At 71.4% G+C, this 16,476-nt stretch carries 19 protein-coding genes and 1 pseudogene; 7 read left to right on the forward strand and 13 right to left on the reverse strand.

The genetic code is table 11. From position 1 onward, the window contains the following. The 4 genes and pseudogenes from G3I40_RS27570 to G3I40_RS27585 all read right to left on the reverse strand — a co-directional run. A pseudogene (locus tag G3I40_RS27570) lies at window positions 1-224 on the reverse strand (electron transfer flavoprotein subunit alpha/FixB family protein); the annotation flags it as partial. Window positions 225-282: 58 nt separating this feature from the next. Then, window positions 283-1,068 (reverse strand): electron transfer flavoprotein subunit beta/FixA family protein, encoded by a 786-nt coding sequence (locus G3I40_RS27575; protein WP_164305034.1) that lies wholly within the window; start codon window positions 1,066-1,068, stop codon window positions 283-285. Between the two features lie 225 nt (window positions 1,069-1,293). Further along, entirely contained in the window at window positions 1,294-1,800 is a 507-nt protein-coding gene (locus tag G3I40_RS27580; RefSeq protein ID WP_164305004.1) for a flavin reductase family protein, read from the reverse strand. A 224-nt stretch (window positions 1,801-2,024) separates the two neighbouring features. Continuing rightward, complete coding sequence (locus tag G3I40_RS27585) at window positions 2,025-2,345, reverse strand: thioredoxin family protein (RefSeq protein ID WP_164305006.1); 321 nt, start codon at window positions 2,343-2,345, stop codon at window positions 2,025-2,027. A gap of 238 nt (window positions 2,346-2,583) precedes the next feature. Between G3I40_RS27585 and G3I40_RS27590 the strand changes: the two genes are divergently transcribed. Further along, window positions 2,584-3,324, forward strand: coding sequence for a lysophospholipid acyltransferase family protein (locus G3I40_RS27590; protein ID WP_164305008.1), 741 nt, complete (start codon window positions 2,584-2,586; stop codon window positions 3,322-3,324). Window positions 3,325-3,540: 216 nt separating this feature from the next. Here G3I40_RS27590 and G3I40_RS27595 read toward each other — a convergent pair whose 3' ends face one another. From G3I40_RS27595 to G3I40_RS27625, 7 genes are all read right to left on the reverse strand, one after another. After that, window positions 3,541-4,227 carry a phenylalanine--tRNA ligase beta subunit-related protein gene (locus G3I40_RS27595; protein ID WP_164305010.1) on the reverse strand — a complete coding sequence of 229 codons (687 nt, stop codon included), beginning with the start codon at window positions 4,225-4,227 and terminating at the stop codon, window positions 3,541-3,543. Window positions 4,228-4,235: 8 nt separating this feature from the next. Beyond that, complete coding sequence (locus tag G3I40_RS27600; protein ID WP_164305012.1) at window positions 4,236-4,835, reverse strand: transglutaminase family protein; 600 nt, start codon at window positions 4,833-4,835, stop codon at window positions 4,236-4,238. Window positions 4,836-4,918: 83 nt separating this feature from the next. Then, window positions 4,919-5,989 carry a low specificity L-threonine aldolase gene (locus G3I40_RS27605; protein WP_164305036.1) on the reverse strand — a complete coding sequence of 357 codons (1,071 nt, stop codon included), beginning with the start codon at window positions 5,987-5,989 and terminating at the stop codon, window positions 4,919-4,921. Continuing rightward, complete coding sequence (locus tag G3I40_RS27610; protein WP_164305014.1) at window positions 5,986-6,750, reverse strand: SDR family NAD(P)-dependent oxidoreductase; 765 nt, start codon at window positions 6,748-6,750, stop codon at window positions 5,986-5,988. Before G3I40_RS27610 ends, G3I40_RS27605 begins: the two co-directional genes overlap by 4 nt. Window positions 6,751-6,779: 29 nt before the next feature. Next, window positions 6,780-8,234 (reverse strand): DUF6421 family protein, encoded by a 1,455-nt coding sequence (locus G3I40_RS27615; RefSeq protein WP_164305016.1) that lies wholly within the window; start codon window positions 8,232-8,234, stop codon window positions 6,780-6,782. An 81-nt stretch (window positions 8,235-8,315) separates the two neighbouring features. Continuing rightward, complete coding sequence (locus tag G3I40_RS27620; RefSeq protein ID WP_164305018.1) at window positions 8,316-9,335, reverse strand: alpha/beta hydrolase; 1,020 nt, start codon at window positions 9,333-9,335, stop codon at window positions 8,316-8,318. 37 nt (window positions 9,336-9,372) lie between these two features. Then, entirely contained in the window at window positions 9,373-10,500 is a 1,128-nt protein-coding gene (locus G3I40_RS27625) for an LLM class flavin-dependent oxidoreductase (RefSeq protein WP_164305021.1), read from the reverse strand. Window positions 10,501-10,671: 171 nt separating this feature from the next. Here G3I40_RS27625 and G3I40_RS27630 point away from each other — a divergent pair, with 171 nt between their 5' ends. The 4 genes from G3I40_RS27630 to G3I40_RS27640 all read left to right on the forward strand — a co-directional run bounded on the left by G3I40_RS27630 (window position 10,672) and on the right by G3I40_RS27640 (window position 12,998). Further along, window positions 10,672-11,217, forward strand: coding sequence for an FABP family protein (locus tag G3I40_RS27630; protein ID WP_164305022.1), 546 nt, complete (start codon window positions 10,672-10,674; stop codon window positions 11,215-11,217). A gap of 50 nt (window positions 11,218-11,267) precedes the next feature. Then, window positions 11,268-11,861: a PadR family transcriptional regulator gene (locus G3I40_RS27635; RefSeq protein WP_164305024.1), complete on the forward strand. Its 594-nt coding sequence runs from the start codon at window positions 11,268-11,270 to the stop codon at window positions 11,859-11,861. Window positions 11,862-11,939: 78 nt separating this feature from the next. Next, window positions 11,940-12,065: a hypothetical protein gene (locus G3I40_RS47975; RefSeq protein ID WP_275410228.1), complete on the forward strand. Its 126-nt coding sequence runs from the start codon at window positions 11,940-11,942 to the stop codon at window positions 12,063-12,065. A 249-nt stretch (window positions 12,066-12,314) separates the two neighbouring features. Beyond that, complete coding sequence (locus tag G3I40_RS27640; protein WP_164305037.1) at window positions 12,315-12,998, forward strand: glycerophosphodiester phosphodiesterase family protein; 684 nt, start codon at window positions 12,315-12,317, stop codon at window positions 12,996-12,998. Between the two features lie 17 nt (window positions 12,999-13,015). Here G3I40_RS27640 and G3I40_RS27645 read toward each other — a convergent pair whose 3' ends face one another. Continuing rightward, window positions 13,016-13,567: a GNAT family N-acetyltransferase gene (locus tag G3I40_RS27645; protein WP_164305026.1), complete on the reverse strand. Its 552-nt coding sequence runs from the start codon at window positions 13,565-13,567 to the stop codon at window positions 13,016-13,018. 82 nt (window positions 13,568-13,649) lie between these two features. On the opposite strand from G3I40_RS27645, the gene G3I40_RS27650 reads away from it, so the two are divergent. Next, a complete protein-coding gene (locus tag G3I40_RS27650) occupies window positions 13,650-14,042 on the forward strand; it encodes a VOC family protein (RefSeq protein ID WP_164305028.1) in 393 nt (130 codons plus the stop codon). 270 nt (window positions 14,043-14,312) lie between these two features. Beyond that, window positions 14,313-15,725: an NAD(P)/FAD-dependent oxidoreductase gene (locus G3I40_RS27655; protein ID WP_164305030.1), complete on the forward strand. Its 1,413-nt coding sequence runs from the start codon at window positions 14,313-14,315 to the stop codon at window positions 15,723-15,725. A 27-nt stretch (window positions 15,726-15,752) separates the two neighbouring features. Here the strand turns inward: G3I40_RS27655 and G3I40_RS27660 are convergent, their stop codons facing one another. Further along, window positions 15,753-16,289 (reverse strand): MarR family transcriptional regulator, encoded by a 537-nt coding sequence (locus G3I40_RS27660; protein WP_164305032.1) that lies wholly within the window; start codon window positions 16,287-16,289, stop codon window positions 15,753-15,755. Window positions 16,290-16,476: the final 187 nt, after the last annotated feature.

A 16,476-nucleotide genomic window follows, 5' to 3' on the forward strand; every position in this document is an offset into this window, starting at 1 on the left:
GCGTCGACCTTCGGTACGACCAGGTAGTCGGCGAACTCGGGGGCGTCGCTGGTGAGGACCTTGATCGCGCCGTGCTCACCGAGTACGCCAGCCGTGTCGGCGGCGTTGCTGCCGAGCGCGACCGCGACGGGCTCACCGATACGGCGGGCCAGCGTCAGCAGTTCGAGGGTGGGCTTGCGGACGGCACCGTCCACGTGGTCGACGTAGACCAGAACTTCAGCCATGGGACTTCAATCTCCTGCGGTTACGAGAAGTGGGGCGGATGTCAGGGGCGACCGAGGCTCAGATGAACTTCTGGCCCGCGAGGAACTCGGCGAGCTGCTTGCCGCCCTCACCCTCGTCCTTCACGATCGTGCCCGCGGTGCGCGCGGGACGCTCGGTGGCGGAGTCGACCTTCGTCCAGGCACCCTCAAGGCCCACCTGCCCCGCCTCCAGCTCCAGGTCGGAAAGGTCCCAGGCCTCCACCGGCTTCTTCTTGGCGGCCATGATCCCCTTGAACGACGGGTAACGCGCCTCGCCCGACTGGTCGGTCACCGACACCACCGCCGGCAGCGAAGCCTCCAGTCGCTCCGACGCCGCATCCCCGTCACGCCGTCCGGTCACCACGCCGTCGGCCACCGCCACCTCGGACAGCAGCGTCACCTGCGGCACACCCAAACGCTCGGCCAGCAGCGCCGGCACCACACCCGCCGTACCGTCCGTCGACGCCATCCCCGAGATCACCAGGTCGTAACCCGCCTTCTCGATGGCCTTGGCCAACACCAGCGACGTACCGATGACATCCGTACCGTGCAGATCGTCGTCCTCGACGTGGATCGCCTTGTCCGCACCCATCGACAACGCCTTGCGCAGCGCGTCCTTCGCGTCCTCCGGACCCACCGTCAACACGGTGACCTCCGCGTCGTCCGCGTCGTCCGCGATCTGCAACGCCTGCTCGACCGCGTACTCGTCCAGCTCCGACAGCAGCCCGTCGACGTCATCACGATCGACGGTCAGATCCTCGGCGAAATGCCGATCACCCGTGGCATCGGGCACGTACTTCACGGTGACAACGATCCTCAAGCTCACGCCGGCTCTCCTACTGCAATCGTCTTTTACTGGGCGGCTTTGCTGCTGCGGCGCACCACGCCTTCTTGCAGGCAGCATAGGCGCCGGAAGCGGACTCTTCCGGTTCGGGGCGGCCCGCGCTCCGAACGAAATATTACTCGTCAGTACACCCAGTTCATGCCCACTGAGCAAGCGCTTTGAACTGTGACCTTGCCAACGCTCCGTAGTCGCGCCGCGCAGGAACTCTCAGTCGCGCAGCCCGTGGAAACGGCCCTGGTGGTACAGCAGCGGACGACCGGCGCCCGCCGGGTCCCCGCAGACCGCCTCGGCGAGCACGATCCGGTGGTCCCCGGCGGGTACCCGGGCGATCACCTTGCACACGAGCCAGGCCAGGACGCCGTCGAGGACCGGGACGCCCTCGGGTCCCTCGAACCAGCGGGTGGGGGCGCCGAAGCGGTCGGCGCCGCTCTTGGCGAAGGTGGCGGCGAGATCGGCCTGATGCTCGCCGAGTATGTGCACGCCGACGTGGTCGGCCTCGGCCACGGTGGGCCAGCTGGACGCGCCCAGGCCGATGCCGAACGAGATCACCGGGGGTGCGGCGGAAACCGAGGTGAGGGAGGTGGCGGTGAAGCCCACGGGGGCGCTGCCCGCCGCCGTGATCACCGCGACGCCGGCGGCGTGCTGCCGGAAGACCGAGCGGAGCAGGTCGGGGGTGGCGGGACGGGCGGTGCGCAGATCGGGCGTGGCCGTCATGGAGTTGTCCTTCTGCCGGAGGGTTCGAGAGGGGTCCGTGGCTGCGTCAGGAGACGGGACAGCGGGCGCTCGAACAGCGGGCCAGGTCGACGTGGACCCGCTCGAAGAGAAGGAGTTCCAGGGGCATACGGTCAGACTGACGATACGTGGCGCGTGCAGTCAAGTGCGTTCCGTCATCTGGGAGATGCGTCACCACATACGCCTCCCCCGCGGCTGCCGCTGCTTCAGACGGCCGCACCGAGCGCCGCGATGACGTCGGCCCGGCGCGGCTGGCCGGCCGCGCGGCGCACCTCGCGGCCCCGGGCGTCGAGCACGAGCACGGTGGGTGTCTTGACGACGCCGACGCGGCGTACGAGCGCGAGCTCGGCCTCCGCGTCGATCTCGACATGGGACACGCCGGGCACCATGGCGGCGACTTCGGCGAGAACGCGCCGTGTGGCCCGGCAGGGGGCGCAGAACGCACTGGAGAACTGCACGAGCGTGGCCCGCTCCCCCAGCTCCTCACCCAACTCGTCGACGCCCAGCGTCACTTCGGCCACAGTCACCCGCTCCTCCTTTGTCCCCTGGTTCTCCTGTGCAGCGCACAAACGCCCGACGGCATTCCCGACCACGTGACAAGGATCTCGCGCACGGCCGGAACCAGGACTGGTCACCCAGCCGTTCTTGGGGCACGATCTGCGCAAGCCGGAAAACCTACGGCTGCGTAACTTACCGCCGGGAGCCTGCTTCTCCGGAACCTCCGGAAAAGCTTCCCCACGGCACTAAGAAGGGTCCACCCCCTCCATGGCAGAGCTCGTCTACCGTCCGGTCATCGGCGCCGCGAAAACGATGTTCAAGGCGCTCGACCTGAAGATCGACTGCAAGGGCTCGGAGAACATTCCGCGCTCGGGCGGTGCCGTCCTGGTCAGCAATCACATCAGCTACCTGGACTTCATCTTCGACGGTCTCGCTGCTCTGCCACAAAAGCGCCTGGTCCGGTTCATGGCGAAGGAATCGGTGTTCCGCCACAAGATCTCCGGGCCGCTGATGCGCAGCATGAAGCACATCCCGGTGGACCGCGCGCAGGGCGAGCAGGCGTACCAGCACGCGCTGGCGTCACTGCGCGCCGGCGAGATCATCGGCGTCTTCCCCGAGGCGACGATCTCGCAGTCGTTCACGCTGAAGAGCTTCAAGACCGGCGCCGTGCGGCTGGCCCAGGAGGCCGGGGTGCCGCTGATCCCGATGGCTCTGTGGGGCACGCAGCGGGTGTGGACGAAGGGCCGTCCGCGCAACTTCAAGCGGCAGCACATCCCGATCACGATCCGGGTGGGCGAGGCCCTCGAGGCGTCGCGTGACCAGTACGCCGGGGCGATCACGCGCAAGCTGCGCGAGGGCGTGCAGGAGCTCCTGGAAGCGGCGCAGCGCGCCTATCCCGTACGCCCCAAGGGCCCGGACGACACCTGGTGGATGCCCGCGCACCTGGGCGGCACTGCCCCCACCCCCGAAGAGGTCAAGGCCGCCGAGGCCGCGGAGGCCGCCGGCTAGGGCGTGTTGTGAAAGTCCCGTCGTTCGCCCGAAGGGCGGGCCCCGCGGCGTCCGGTGCGTGCGATCGCAAGGCGCCGGAGCGTCCTCATAGCGGAGCTATGCGGGCGCTTCGGCAACGCCGCGAGCGGGCGTGCCGGGCGTCGCGGGGCAGGCGGGACTTTCACAACACGCCCTAGGCCGGGCCCGGCCGCACGGATCGGCCCGGCCGTCCGCGCCTCAGACCGCGGGGTGGACGGTGAGCTGTGCGCCGGGGCTGAACTTCTCGAGCAGTTCCGCCAGTTCGGCGCCCGCCGCCTCCAGGCCCGCGTGCTCGCCCATCCCCTCCAGGAGGAACAGGGCGTTCGTCGAGGTGTCGTCGAGGCAGGTACGCGGTCCCTGCCGCCAGTTCCAGCGGCGGCAGGTGACTCCCTCGTCGTCGCACCAGACGACCTCGCCCGCGTCCGGGTGCTCGACGACCTGCTCGCCCGCGGCGACGGTGACGAAGTCCTCCGCACCGGTGGCCCTGATGAGTCGCATCCCGCCCCGGATGCGGTCGAGGTCCTCGCCGCCGACCGGGATCAGATGGGCGACGCTGATCGCGTTGTAGACATCGACGAGGCTGTTGATCCGCGGCAGGCCCGCCTCGCTGAGCGCCCGCTTCGCCAGCGCCTCCGCCGAATTGCGGGTGCGGTTCGGCTTGGCGCCGAAGGCCTTGTAGGCGTCGCGCCAGGCCACCATGTGCGGGTCCTCGTGCGGGGCCCGGCCGTCCAGCCGCGCGGCCAGTCGGCGCGCGGCGTCGTCGAGGAGGGCCGACGTCCCTTCCGTGCTGGGCGTGTTGACGAGTCCGTACGCCTCGATGGCGATGTGGTGGAAGCCGGGCGCGAGCGCGTGGACGTCCTCGGTGACGGTGAGCTGGAGGGACATGACCTGCCTTACGGAGCGAGGGAGTCGGGGAGGTGCTCCCAGAGGTGCGGGCGATCCGGGGCGCTGCGCAGGGCGTCGAGCACCACCGGGTGCGGTACATCAAAGAGTACCGGATAGTCCAGCTCATTGGACTCAGGGTCAGGCGCGAAGGCGAGCCGCTCGCCGTCCAGGGAGAACTGGGCGTCGACGCCCGGCCTGTTCCCCCGTGCGTCCTGTCGGTGCCAGGCTCCGCCGAACCGCACGGCGATCAGGCCGTGCACGCACCAGCCCGTCCCGGCATCGTGCGTCAGTCGCTGGTAACAGAGGGCCGTGGGAATGTCCTCGGCCCGCAGGAGGGCGGTCAGCGCATGGGCTTTCGCGTGGCAGATGCCGGTGCCCTGCTCCAGGACGTCGGAGGCCCGCCACGTGACACGCATGTCCCCGCTGTCGGCCGAGTGCGGGATGGTGTCGCGGACGAACTCGTAGGCGGCGCGGGCGTATGCATAGGAATCGGCGACGCCCTCGGCCAGGCGCCCGGCCGTCTCCCGTACGAGGGGGTGGTGATGGTCGACGACGTCATCAGCGGCCAAGTAGGCCGAGAGGTCGGGGTTCTGCTGGATCAGCTGCATGGCACGGGAGCATAGGAACGCGACCGACCCCGGTCAATGGAATTACGGTCGGTCGCATACCTATGCAGAGTTCGGGCGGACGGCTAGCGCGCCATCTCCTCCTTGAGCGCCGCGACGAAGCCGTCGACGTCCTCCTCGCGGGTGTCGAAGGCGCACATCCAGCGGACGTCGCCCGCGGCTTCGTCCCAGAAGTAGAACCGGTAGCGCTTCATGAGGCGCTCCGAGACGTCGTGCGGGAGGCGGGCGAAGACGCCGTTGGCCTGCACCTGGTGAAGAATCCGCACGCCGTCGACGGCGCGGGCGCCCTCGGCGAGGCGCTGGGCCATCTCGTTGGCGTGCCGGGCGTTGCGCAGCCACAGGTCCTTGGCGAGCAGCGCCTCCAACTGCACCGAGACGAAGCGCATCTTCGAGGCGAGCTGCATCGACAGCTTGCGCAGGTGCTTCATGTGGCGCACCGCGTCCTGGTTGAGGACGACGACGGCCTCGCCGAACAGCGCGCCGTTCTTCGTGCCGCCGAGCGAGAGGATGTCGACGCCGACCGCGTTCGTGAACGTCCGCATGGGGACGTCGAGCGCCGCGGCCGCGTTGGCTATCCGCGAGCCGTCCAGGTGCACCTTCATGCCGTGCTGGTGGGCGTGGTCGCAGATCGCGCGGATCTCGTCGGGCGTGTAGAGCGTGCCCAGTTCCGTGGACTGCGTGATCGAGACGACCTGCGGCATGGCGCGGTGCTCGTCGTCCCAGCCGAACGCCTGCTTGTCGATGAGCTCGGGGGTGAGCTTGCCGTCGGGCGTCGCGACCGTGAGCAGCTTCAGCCCGCCCATCCGCTCGGGGGCGCCGCCCTCGTCGACGTTGATGTGTGCGGACTCGGCGCAGATCACCGCGCCCCAGCGGTCGGTGACCGCCTGGAGCGCGACGACGTTGGCCCCCGTGCCGTTGAAGACGGGGAACGCCTCCGCGGTCGGCCCGAAGTGGCTGCGGATGATCTGCTGGAGGTGGTCCGTGTAGTCGTCCTCGCCGTAGGCGACCTGGTGCCCGCCGTTGGCCAGGGCCAGCGCGGCCATGATCTCCGGGTGGGCGCCCGCGTAGTTGTCGCTCGCGAAACCCCTGGTCGTGGGGTCGTGGTGCCGGCGCGCGTCGGTCTTCGGCGGGTTCACGGCTTCTCGGTCAGCCACAGACGGGTCCCGTTCACTTCGGCGGCGGGCCGGTTCCAGACGCCGGCGATGGCCTCGGCCAGCTGCCTGACGTCTGTGAAGCCCGCGAACTTCGCGTTGGGGCGCTCCGCGCGCATCGCGTCGTGCACCAGCGCCTTCACCACCAGGATCGCAGCAGCCTGCTGCGGGCCCGCGTCACCCCCCGCCTTGCGGAAGGCGTCGCCGAGCGCCAGCGTCCATGCCTCGGCCGCGGCCTTGGAGGCGGCGTACGCGGCGTTGCCCGCGGTCGGCTTGGAGGCACCCGCGGCGCTGATCAGCAGGTAGCGGCCCCGGTCGGAGCGGGACAGGCCCTCCTGGAAGGCGAGCGAGGTGTGCTGGACGGTGCGGATCAGGAGCTTTTCGAGCAGCTCCCAGTCGGCGAGGTCGGTCTCGGCGAAGCTCGCGCCGCCGCGCCAGCCGCCGACGAGGTGGACCAGGCCGTCGACGCGGCCGAAGTCCTTCTCGACGCGGTCGGCCCAGTCCCGGGTGGCGTGCAGGTCGAGCAGGTCGACGGTGTCGCCGATGACGGTGGCGCCGCCGTGCGCGTAGCGCGCCTCGTCGACGGCCTCGGCGAGGCGCTCGGGGTCGGCGTCGGCGCCGATGACCGTGGCGCCCGCCTCCGCGAGCCGCTTGAGGGTGGCGCGTCCGGCCGGCCCCGCCGCTCCGGCGACCGCGATCACGGCACCGTCCAGCGCGTCCCTGGTGACATCGGTGGTGTCGGTCATGGCAGTCGCCTCCTGCTGTACGGGGTTGTTCACGCGGCCCCCGGTGCAAGGACCGGCTCCACCGGAGCGGCATGCGCCGCGCGTACGTCTGCGGCGCCCGCCGCGGTGATCCCCTTGGTCGAGGCGATCACGTGCTTCAGCTTCTTGGAAAGCGCCTCATAGAACATGCTCAGCGGAAACTCGTCCGGAAGCACCTCGTCCACGAGTTTGCGCGGCGGCAGCGAGGTGTCCAGGGCGTCGGGGCCCTTGGCCCAGCGCGATCCCGGGTGCGGGGCGAGGTACGTCGAGACCAGGTCGTACGCGGCGAACCAGTGGACCAGTTTGGGGCGGTCGATGCCGTCGCGGTACAGGGTCTCGATCTCGGTGCACAGCCGGGTCGTGACCTCGGGGGCGCGCTGCCAGTCGATGTGCAGCTTGTTGTCCGTCCAGCGCACCACGTCGTGCTTGTGCAGGTACGCGAAGAGGAGCTGGCCGCCGAGGCCGTCGTAGTTGCGGACGCGCTCGCCGGTGACCGGGAAGCGGAACATGCGGTCGAAGAGCACCGCGTACTGGACGTCGCGGCCCTGCGGGACGCCGTCGGCCTCCAGCTTCACGGCCTCCTTGAAGGCGGTGAGGTCGCAGCGCAGCTCTTCCAGGCCGTACATCCAGAACGGCTGACGCTGCTTGATCATGAACGGGTCGAAGGGCAGGTCGCCGTGGCTGTGCGTGCGGTCGTGGACCATGTCCCACAGCACGAACGCCTGCTGGCAGCGGTCCTGGTCGCCGACCATCCGCGCGATGTCCGTCGGCAGTTCGACGCCGAGGATGTCGACGGCGGCCTCGGTGACGCGGCGGAAGCGGGCCGCCTCGCGGTCGCAGAAGATGCCGCCCCAGGAGAAGCGCTCGGGGGCCTCGCGCACGGCGATCGTCTCGGGGAAGAGCACCGCGGAGTTCGTGTCGTAGCCCGAGGTGAAGTCCTCGAAGGTGATGCCGCAGAACAGTGGGTTGTCGTAGCGCGTGGCCTCGAGCTCGGCCAGCCACTCGGGCCAGACCATGCGCAGCACGACGGCTTCCAGGTTGCGGTCCGGGTTCCCGTTCTGCGTGTACATGGGGAAGAGCACCAGGTGCTGGAGGCCGTCACGGCGCCGCGCGGCGGGCTGGAAGGCGAGCAGCGAGTCCAGGAAGTCGGGGACGCGGAAACCCTCGTCGGCCCAGCGGCGCAGGTCGCCGACGAGCGCCTCGTGGTAGGCGGCGTCGTGGGCAAGCAGCGGGGCGAGCTGTTCGACGGCGGACACGACCCGGTCCAGCGCAAGGTCCACGGTCGACCGCGCGGGGGCGCTCTCGGCGTCGAAGTCGATCGACCCGTCCTTGTCCTGCCAGGTCCTGATCTCCTCCACGGCGTCCTTGAGCACGGGCCATGCCGGGTGCTCCACCACCCTGTCGCCGACCGTCCGAGCCGGAGGAACACTCTCCTCCACGCCCGCCTGCACAAGTATTTCCGTCATGACCCATCCTCCACGGGAGAACCTCGCGTACGAACACCGTATGCGGGCGAGGTTCTCCGCCACAAGAGGAGACTCGGGAAATTATCCTGCCCGACCCCCTAGGTCACCACTGTTTTTCCTGTCTCGTACGGTCGAGGCGATGACCTCTGCGACGTCCGCCCGGGCCCGGCGGGCGTCCTCCAGGAGGTCGGGGAAGCCGAAGAAGCCGTGGAACATCCCCGGGAAACGGCTCTCGGTGACCGGTACCCCGGCGTCCCGCAGCGCCTGGGCGTACGCACGGCCCTCGTCGCACAGCGGATCGCATCCCGCGGTGACGACGTGGGCGGGCGGGAGCCCCGCGAAGTCCTCGACGAGGAGCGGCGAGACGTGGGGGTGGGCCGGGTCGCCGTCGGGCCCCAGGTACTGCTCGCGGAACCAGTGGCAGTGAACCGCCGTCAGGAAGTACCCGTCCGCGTTGGCGGCGAAGGAGCCGGCTTTCTGCCGGGCGTCCGTCGCGGGGTAGACGAGGACCTGCCGGGCGATGTGCGGGCCGCCCTCGTCGCGGGCGATGTGGGCGACGACGGCGGCGAGGTTCCCGCCCGCGCTGTCCCCGGCGACGGTCAACGCGCCCGGGTCCGCGCCGAGTTCGGCGGCGTGGTCGGCGACCCAGCACACGGCCGCGTACGCGTCCTCGACGGCCGCGGGGAACGGCGCCTCGGGGGCGAGCCGGTAGTCGACGGAGACGACGACGGCCCCGGCGTCCCGGCACAGGCCGCGCGCGGTCGCGTCGTGGCTGTCGAGGTCGCCGATGACCCAGCCGCCGCCGTGGAAGAACACGACCACCGGCGCGTCGGCGGCGTCCGTGGCCGCGGGCTGCGGCAGATAGATCCGTACGGGGATGGCGGGCGCCCCGGGCGGACCCGGTATCTCCCGGTCCTCGACGGCCGCCACGACGGGCGCCGGGAACGGCATCTCGGGCGCGGCCGCGAGGATCCGGCGGGCCTCGGCCGCGTCGGTGACGCTGCCGCCGAGGTCGGGGAAGACGGCGGAAATGGCGTCGACGACGGCGCGGGCCCCGGGGGCCAGCCGGTCGACGGCGCCGGGGGTCTGTTCGGTGGACATGGGCGACTCCGGAGTGGGTGGGCGGGACCGGGCGGGTTCAGGAGCGGGCGCCGCGGAAGTGCGGGATCACGGTCTCGCCCCACTGCCGCAGCGTCTCCGTGCAGGCGTCCTGCGGGACCGTACCCATCTGGACGAGACACATGACCTCGTCGGCGCCCGCGTCGCGGAGCCGCTCCACATAGGCGATGGCGTCGGCGGCCGTGCCGTACGCGTGGTCGGCGTTGAAGGTGGCCGTGGCGGTGGGACGGACCGGGATGTGCTGCTCGTTGAGGCGGGCCACGACCTGTTCGGCGGCCCTGCGCATCTCCGCCGCCTCGTCCGTGCCCTCGACGACGGCCTCGTCGGGGATGCCGGCGCCGCCGTACCAGTGGCCGATGGACTGCGCGAAGAAGCGCTGGCCACGGATGCCGATCCGGCGGGCGCTGTCGCGGTCGTCCGAGACGATCGTGGGGCACAGGACGGCGAAGTGGTCGTTGACGACCGAGGAGACGAGGCGCTCCGGGGTCCGGGCGGCGCGCGCCGCGTCGTACGCGCGCCGCATCTCGGCGATCGAATCGGGCCCCGCGAACCCCATCACCAGGGCGCCGACGCCGAGTTCGGCGGCCTGGCGCAGCGTCTCGGTGCGACTGCAGGCCAGGAAGAGCGGTGGGTGCGGGCTCTGCGCGGGGCGGGGCAGGATCGGGTGCGGATCGATGTCGAGGAGCGGGCCGTGGTGTTCCAGCTCGTCCTTCTCCCAGGCCTTGCCGATGATGCGCAGCGCCTCCTCGACCTCCTGGGTCGTGCGCTCCTTGTCGACGCCGCACAGGGACGTCTCCTGCGCGGTGCCGCCACGCCCGGCCCCGAGGTCGAGGCGGCCGCCGCTGAGCAGGTCGAGGGTGGCGGCGCGCTCGGCGACCCGGGCCGGGTGGTTGAACCGGAAGGGCATGCAGACCACACCGTGCCCGACGCGGATCCGGGTCGTGCGGGCCGCGACCCAGGTCAGGAAGATCTCGGGCGCGGACATGTGGGCGTACCACTTCAGGGAGTGGTGTTCGACCGCCCAGATGCGGTCGAACCCCATCTCCTCGGCGAGGACGGCCTGTTCGACGCAGTCGTGGAAGAGCTGGTGTTCCCGCTCGACGGTGGGGTCGGCGAGCTGGGCCTCGAAGATGACGGAGAACTTCACGGTGCCTCCGGACGGTGGGTGGGTGGTGGGCCTCGCCTCCATATGACTAATAGCTATATGACGGTCCATCAGAAAGGGGAAGGGGTACGGAGGCTCCGGCCCCCGGCGGCCCGCGCCCACGGAGGTCATAGGCTGTGCAGCCGCACCGTTGCCCACCTCAGGAGTTCCCCCGTGTCCGACGCCGCACCGCAGTACCCGTACCGCGAGAGCGACCGGCCCGACGCCGCACCCGCACCGCACGAACTGCTCACGCCCGTACTGGGCCTGCTGGGGACGTGGCACGGGCGCGGGCGCGGCGGCTATCCCACGCTCGACGGGGAGTTCACGTACGCCCAGGAGGTCACCTTCCGGCACGACGGGCGCCCCTTCCTGCGGTACGAGGCACGGGCCTGGCTGCTCGGCGAGGACGACGCGCCGCTGCGGCCCGCGGCACGGGAGAGCGGCTGGTGGCGGCTGCAGCCGCAGGGCCGGGTGGAGGCACTGATCACGCAGCCCACGGGCATCGCGGAGATCGCGGTCGGGCAGGCGGCCGGCACCTCAATCGACCTCACGACCGACAGCGTGGCGCTCACGCCGACGGCCAAGGAGGTCGAGGGGACCCGCCGCCGCTACGTGCTGACCGACGCCGACACCCTGGAGTTCGTGCACGACCTCGCCGCGGTCGGGCAGCCGCTGCAGCACCATCTGTCGGCGCGGCTGCGGCGCACGGCCGCATAGTCGGTACGAGGTCTTGCGCCCGCCCGCGCGGCTCACTTCAATGCGGACGCATGCCGACCTCGCCGCTGCCACCGACCGCCTGGGCCGTGCTCGGCCTGCTGTCCTTCCCGGGTGAGCGAACCGGGTACGAGCTGAAGAAATGGGCCGACGCCTCGCTCCGCTTCTTCTACGGGGCGCCCGCCTTCAGCCAGATCTACGCCGAACTGCGCCGCCTCGAAGGCCTGGGGCACGTCACGTCCCGGCAGTCGGGCCCCGAGGAGCCGCGGGCGAAGCGGGCGTACGCCATCACGGAGGCGGGGCGGTCCGCACTCGCGGCGTGGGCCGAGGGCCGGGACGCGGACGCCGTCACGCTCAAGCACCCGGTGGTGCTGCGGGTGTGGCTCGGGCACCTCGCCGAGCCCGAGCGGCTGCGGACGCTCGTCGAGGAGCACCTGGCCCGCACCGAGGGCGAGTTGAAGGAGGTACGGGGCGCGCTGGCGCGGGCCGACGGGGTGGAGGCGTGGGCCCATCCGCAGATCGCGCTGCGCTGGAGCGAGCGGCATCTGCTGGCCGAAGTCGAGCTGACGCGGGGCATGTTGGCGGATCTCGCGGCACTGCCGCCCGCGCCCGGTCAACCCGCCGGGGACTCGCCCACCGGCGGGTGACCCTGCCGGCCGGAGCCGGGTCGACAGCGGTAGGACGGACAGGTCCCCCGTCCCGCGCCCCATGGGAGTACGTCAGCCGTGAGCACCCGAGCCGTCCTCGTCGCCGCCGTCATCACCGGTCTGCTGCTGGGCATCGCGGGCACGAGAGCGGACGACTCCGCTCCCTCCCGTCGCGGCGGCTCCCACGCCGAGGCGGGCCGTTAGGGCCTGTCCAGCAGATCTTGTCGCGGATGCGGGTCCGGCACGCCGACCTGCGGCGTTGTCGTCGGTTGCCCACGCTCCGCGTCGACGCCCTCCTCCGCCTCGCAGCTGCACGCACCAGACCCCGCTCACCCGCACAAAACGGTGCGGACCACGACCTGATCCGCCGGACAGGCCCTAGGCTCGGGACCTGTCGCGTGCCGTCCGCCGGTGCGCGACAGCCGAGCCGCCGTCGACGGAAGCGAGACCATCTTGAACTTCCTCACCATCGGGCATCGCGGAGTCGCGGGTGTCGAACCCGAGAACACCCTCCGTTCCTTCGTCGCCGCGCAGCGAGCGGGACTCGACCTCATCGAACTCGACCTGCACCTGAGCAAGGACGGCGCGCTCGTCGTCATGCACGACGCCGACGTGGACCGCACCACGGACGGCAAGGGCCCCATCGCCGAGAAGACCCTCGCCGAGCTGCGGACCCTGGATGCCGGGCGCGGGGAGCGGGTGCCGGTGTTCGAGGAGGTCGTCGACGCGGTGAGCGCGCCGCTGCAGGCCGAGATCAAGGACACGGCGGCGGCCCGCGCCCTCGCCGACGTGCTGCTCAGCCGCGATCTGGTGCACCGAGTCGAGGTGATCTCGTTCCACGACGAGGCCGTCGCCGAGATCGCGCGCCTGGTGCCGGGCGTGCGCACGGCGCTCGTCGCCAGCCGCTACGGCACGGACGTCGTCGAGCGGGCCGTGGCCGTCGGCGCCACGACCCTCGTGCTCAACATCCGACGCCTGACGCAGGAGATCGTCGAGCACGCCCGCAAGGCGGACCTGCGGATCATCGGCTGGGTGGTGAACACGCAGGACGACCTGCGGCTGGTCCGGGCGCTCGGCCTCGACGGGGCGACCACCGACTACCCGGAGATCAAGCGGACCGGCCGCTTCACCGCGTAGCCGGCTCCGCCTGCGGTTCAGGCCAGCGGCTTGACCAGCAGCTCGAACTGCAGGTCGTCGCGCTGCGGGATGCCGAAGCGCTCGTCGCCGTACGGGAAGGGGGTCATCTTTCCCGTACGGCGGTAGCCGCGGCGCTCGTACCAGGCGATGAGGTCGTCCCGCACGGAGATCACGGTCATGTGCATCTCGCGCACGCCCCACGTCTCGCGCGCCGTGCGCTCCGCCTCTGCGATGATCACCTTCCCGAGGCCCGCGCCCTGCAGGGCAGGGCTGACGGCGAACATGCCGAAGTAGGCGTGGTCGCCGCGGTGCTCCAGCTGGCAGCAGGCCACCGTCGCGCCGCCCCGCTCGACGGTGAGCAGCCTGCTGTCGGCCGCCTTGATCACGTCGAGGACGCCCTGCGGGTCCGTGCGCTGCCCCTCCAGGATGTCCGCCTCCGTGGTCCAGCCGACGCGGCTGTCGTCCCCCCGGTAGGCCGACTCGATGAGCGCCACGAGCGTGTCGATGTCCGCCTCGGTGGCATCGCGGAAGCTCAGGTCACCGGGGGCGGGGTGGGCGGCGGCGCTCATGGGCGGCTCTCCGATCTCGTAGGGACGGCTGTGGCCGGTCGGCGCCGTCGAGGTTAACCCGGCCGCACTACTGTGCGTCGGCATGGTTCACGTACTGAGCAGCAGGGTTCTGATCCGGCCCGGCGACCCCGAGCGGTCGCGGGCGTTCTACGGCGAGGCGCTGGGGCTCGCCGTCTACCGGGAGTTCGGGACGGGCCCCGAGCGGGGCACGGTGTACTTCCTCGGCGGCGGCTTCCTGGAGGTCTCGGGACGGGCCGATCCGCCCGCGGAGCCGGGCCTGCAGCTGTGGCTGCAGGTGGCGGACGTAGTGGCCACGCACGAGGAGCTGGCGGCGCGGGGCGTGCCGGTGCTGCGGGAACCGCGCAAGGAACCGTGGGGGCTCGTCGAGATGTGGATCCGGGACCCGGACGGCACCCGGATCTGCGTCGTCGAGGTGCCCGCGGACCATCCGATCCGCCACCGGCCTGGAATCTAGCCGCGCGCCTCGCGGCCGACCGTGCTCCCCCAACGGCGTAGTCCCCGAGGCCGGGCCCCGCAGGTCCTGTGGCGCTGCCACGGGGCGCGCGTTCCCCGCCCGCGCGGATCGCTGTGACCTCCCTCTCGGCCCGGCGGCTGACGTGCGGCGACGCGACGGGCGTCGCAGGATGGCGCTGAGTCAGGGGATTGAGTGGCGCCGATCCGGATACGCATGACCGGCGACGCTCCTCGTCTGTCCGTACCCAGTCCAGCCCAGGAGAGATCCCAGATGACCGCTCCCCGTACCTCGACCGTGCCGCGGATCCTGATCATCGGCGGTGGGTTCGCCGGGATGGAGTGCGCCCACAAGCTGGAGAAGGAGCTGAAGCCCGGGGAAGCGGTGCTGAAGCTCGTCAGTCCCATGGACCACCAGCTGTACCTGCCGCTGCTGCCCCACGTCGCCTCCGGCGTGCTGACGCCGCAGTCGGTCGCCGTGCCACTGCGCCGGATGCTGCGGCGCACCGCGATCGTGCCGGGCGGCGCCGTCGGCGTGGACCCGGAGGCGAAGGCCGTCGTGGTGCGGAAGATCAACGGCGAGAGCGTCGTCGAGCGCTACGACCATCTGGTCCTGACGCCGGGCAGCGTGACGCGGCAGTTCGACATCCCGGGCGTCGAGGAGCATGCCGTCGGCGTCAAGACGCTCGCCGAGGCGGCCTGGATCCGGGACCACGTCATCGCGCAGCTGGACCTCGCGGCGGCGAGTTCGGATCCGGCCGAGCGGGAGGCGCGACTGCAGTTCGTGGTGGTCGGCGGCGGCTACGCCGGCACCGAGACCGCGGCGTACCTGCAGCGTCTGACGACCTCGGCCGTGAAGCGGTACCCCGGGCTCGACCCGAAGGGCATCAAGTGGCATCTGGTCGACGTGGCACCGAAGTTGATGCCGGAGCTCGGCCCCCGGCTCGGCGACAAGGCGATGGCGATCCTGGAGCGCCGCGGGGTGCACGTCTCGCTCGGCGTGTCCGTCGCGAAGGCCACCGAGGACACCGTCACCCTCACCGACGGGCGCGAACTGCCCTGCCACACCCTGATCTGGACGGCGGGTGTCGCACCGAGTCCGCTCGTCGCGACCCTGAACGCGGAGACGAACCGGGGCCGGCTCGTGGTCACGCCCGAGCTGACCGTGCCGGGCCTCGACGGGGTCTTCGCGCTCGGCGACGCCGCGGCCGTGCCGGACCTCGTCAAGGGCGGCGACGCGATCTGCCCGCCGACGGCGCAGCACGCGATGCGTCAGGGCTGGGCGGCGGCCCGCAATGTGCTCGCGGCGGTGCGCGGGACGCCGTTGACTCCCTACCGGCACAAGGACCTCGGGCTCGTCGTCGACCTCGGCGGCATCCAGGCGGTGTCGAAGCCGCTGGGCGTGCAGCTGACCGGGCTGCCCGCGCAAGTCGTCGCGCGCGGCTACCACTTGGGTGCGCTGCGGACGCTGACCGCGCGCTTCAGGACAGCGGCGAACTGGAGCCTCAACGCGCTGGCGGGCGACGACTTCGTACGCACCGGGTTCCAGCGCAACCGGCCCGCCACGCTCAAGGACTTCGAGATGACCGACGCGTATCTGTCCCCGGAGGAGGTCCACAAGGCGGTGACCGCGCACGTCGCGGGTCGGTCGATGGCACCGCAGAAGCCGAACCTGCCCCTCGACTGACCGCTCGCTCCTCGGGCCTGTCCGGCCCTAGGCCCGGGGGCCGCCCAGGCGTCCTTCCAGCTGGGAGAGCAACTCGCCCAGCAGGGAGCTCAGTTGAGTGTCGCGGCCGCCGTCGAGGCCGGCGAGGACCGTCGCCTCGTACGCCAGCTGCTGCGGCAGGATGCCGTCGACGAGGGCGCGGCCGTCCTCCGTGAGGCTCAGGTGCGACACCCGCCGGTCCCTGGTGTCGCCGCGCCGGGCCACCAGGCCCCGCTCCTGCAGCTGCTTGAGCCGCTTCGTCACCGCGGCTCCGGACGAGAACGTCTCGCGTGCCAGGTCGCCGGGGGTGAGCTCACGTCCGGTGCGGCGCAAGGTGCCCAGCAGGTCGAACTCGGGCCGGGTCAGTCCGGCGTGCCGCAGGGGCGCGTCCTCGGCCTGCTGCAGGAGCGCGGCGCACCGGTTGATGCGGCCGATGATCTCCATCGGGCCGGTGTCGACGTCGGGGTGCACGGCCTGCCACTGCCGTACCACCGCGGACACGGTGTCCGGCGGCCGCGCCGCCGCCGTGTCGTGCTGCGTGCTCATGCCTGTCCGACCGGACCCTTCTCGGCGGCTGCCGCTAGCGAGGGGCGCCGCTCGGGTCGCCCGCCTTGTCACCAGTGTCGTCGATCGCGGCGGGCTCGGTGACAGGGCCGCCGGCCTGGCGCCGTACCGTCGCCGCGAGCGCACGGTGTCCGGCCTGCTCGGCGGCGACCACCCGGTCCTCGGGAAG

It is taken from the genome of Streptomyces sp. SID14478, from assembly GCF_010548525.1.
Classification (GTDB): domain Bacteria; phylum Actinomycetota; class Actinomycetes; order Streptomycetales; family Streptomycetaceae; genus Streptomyces.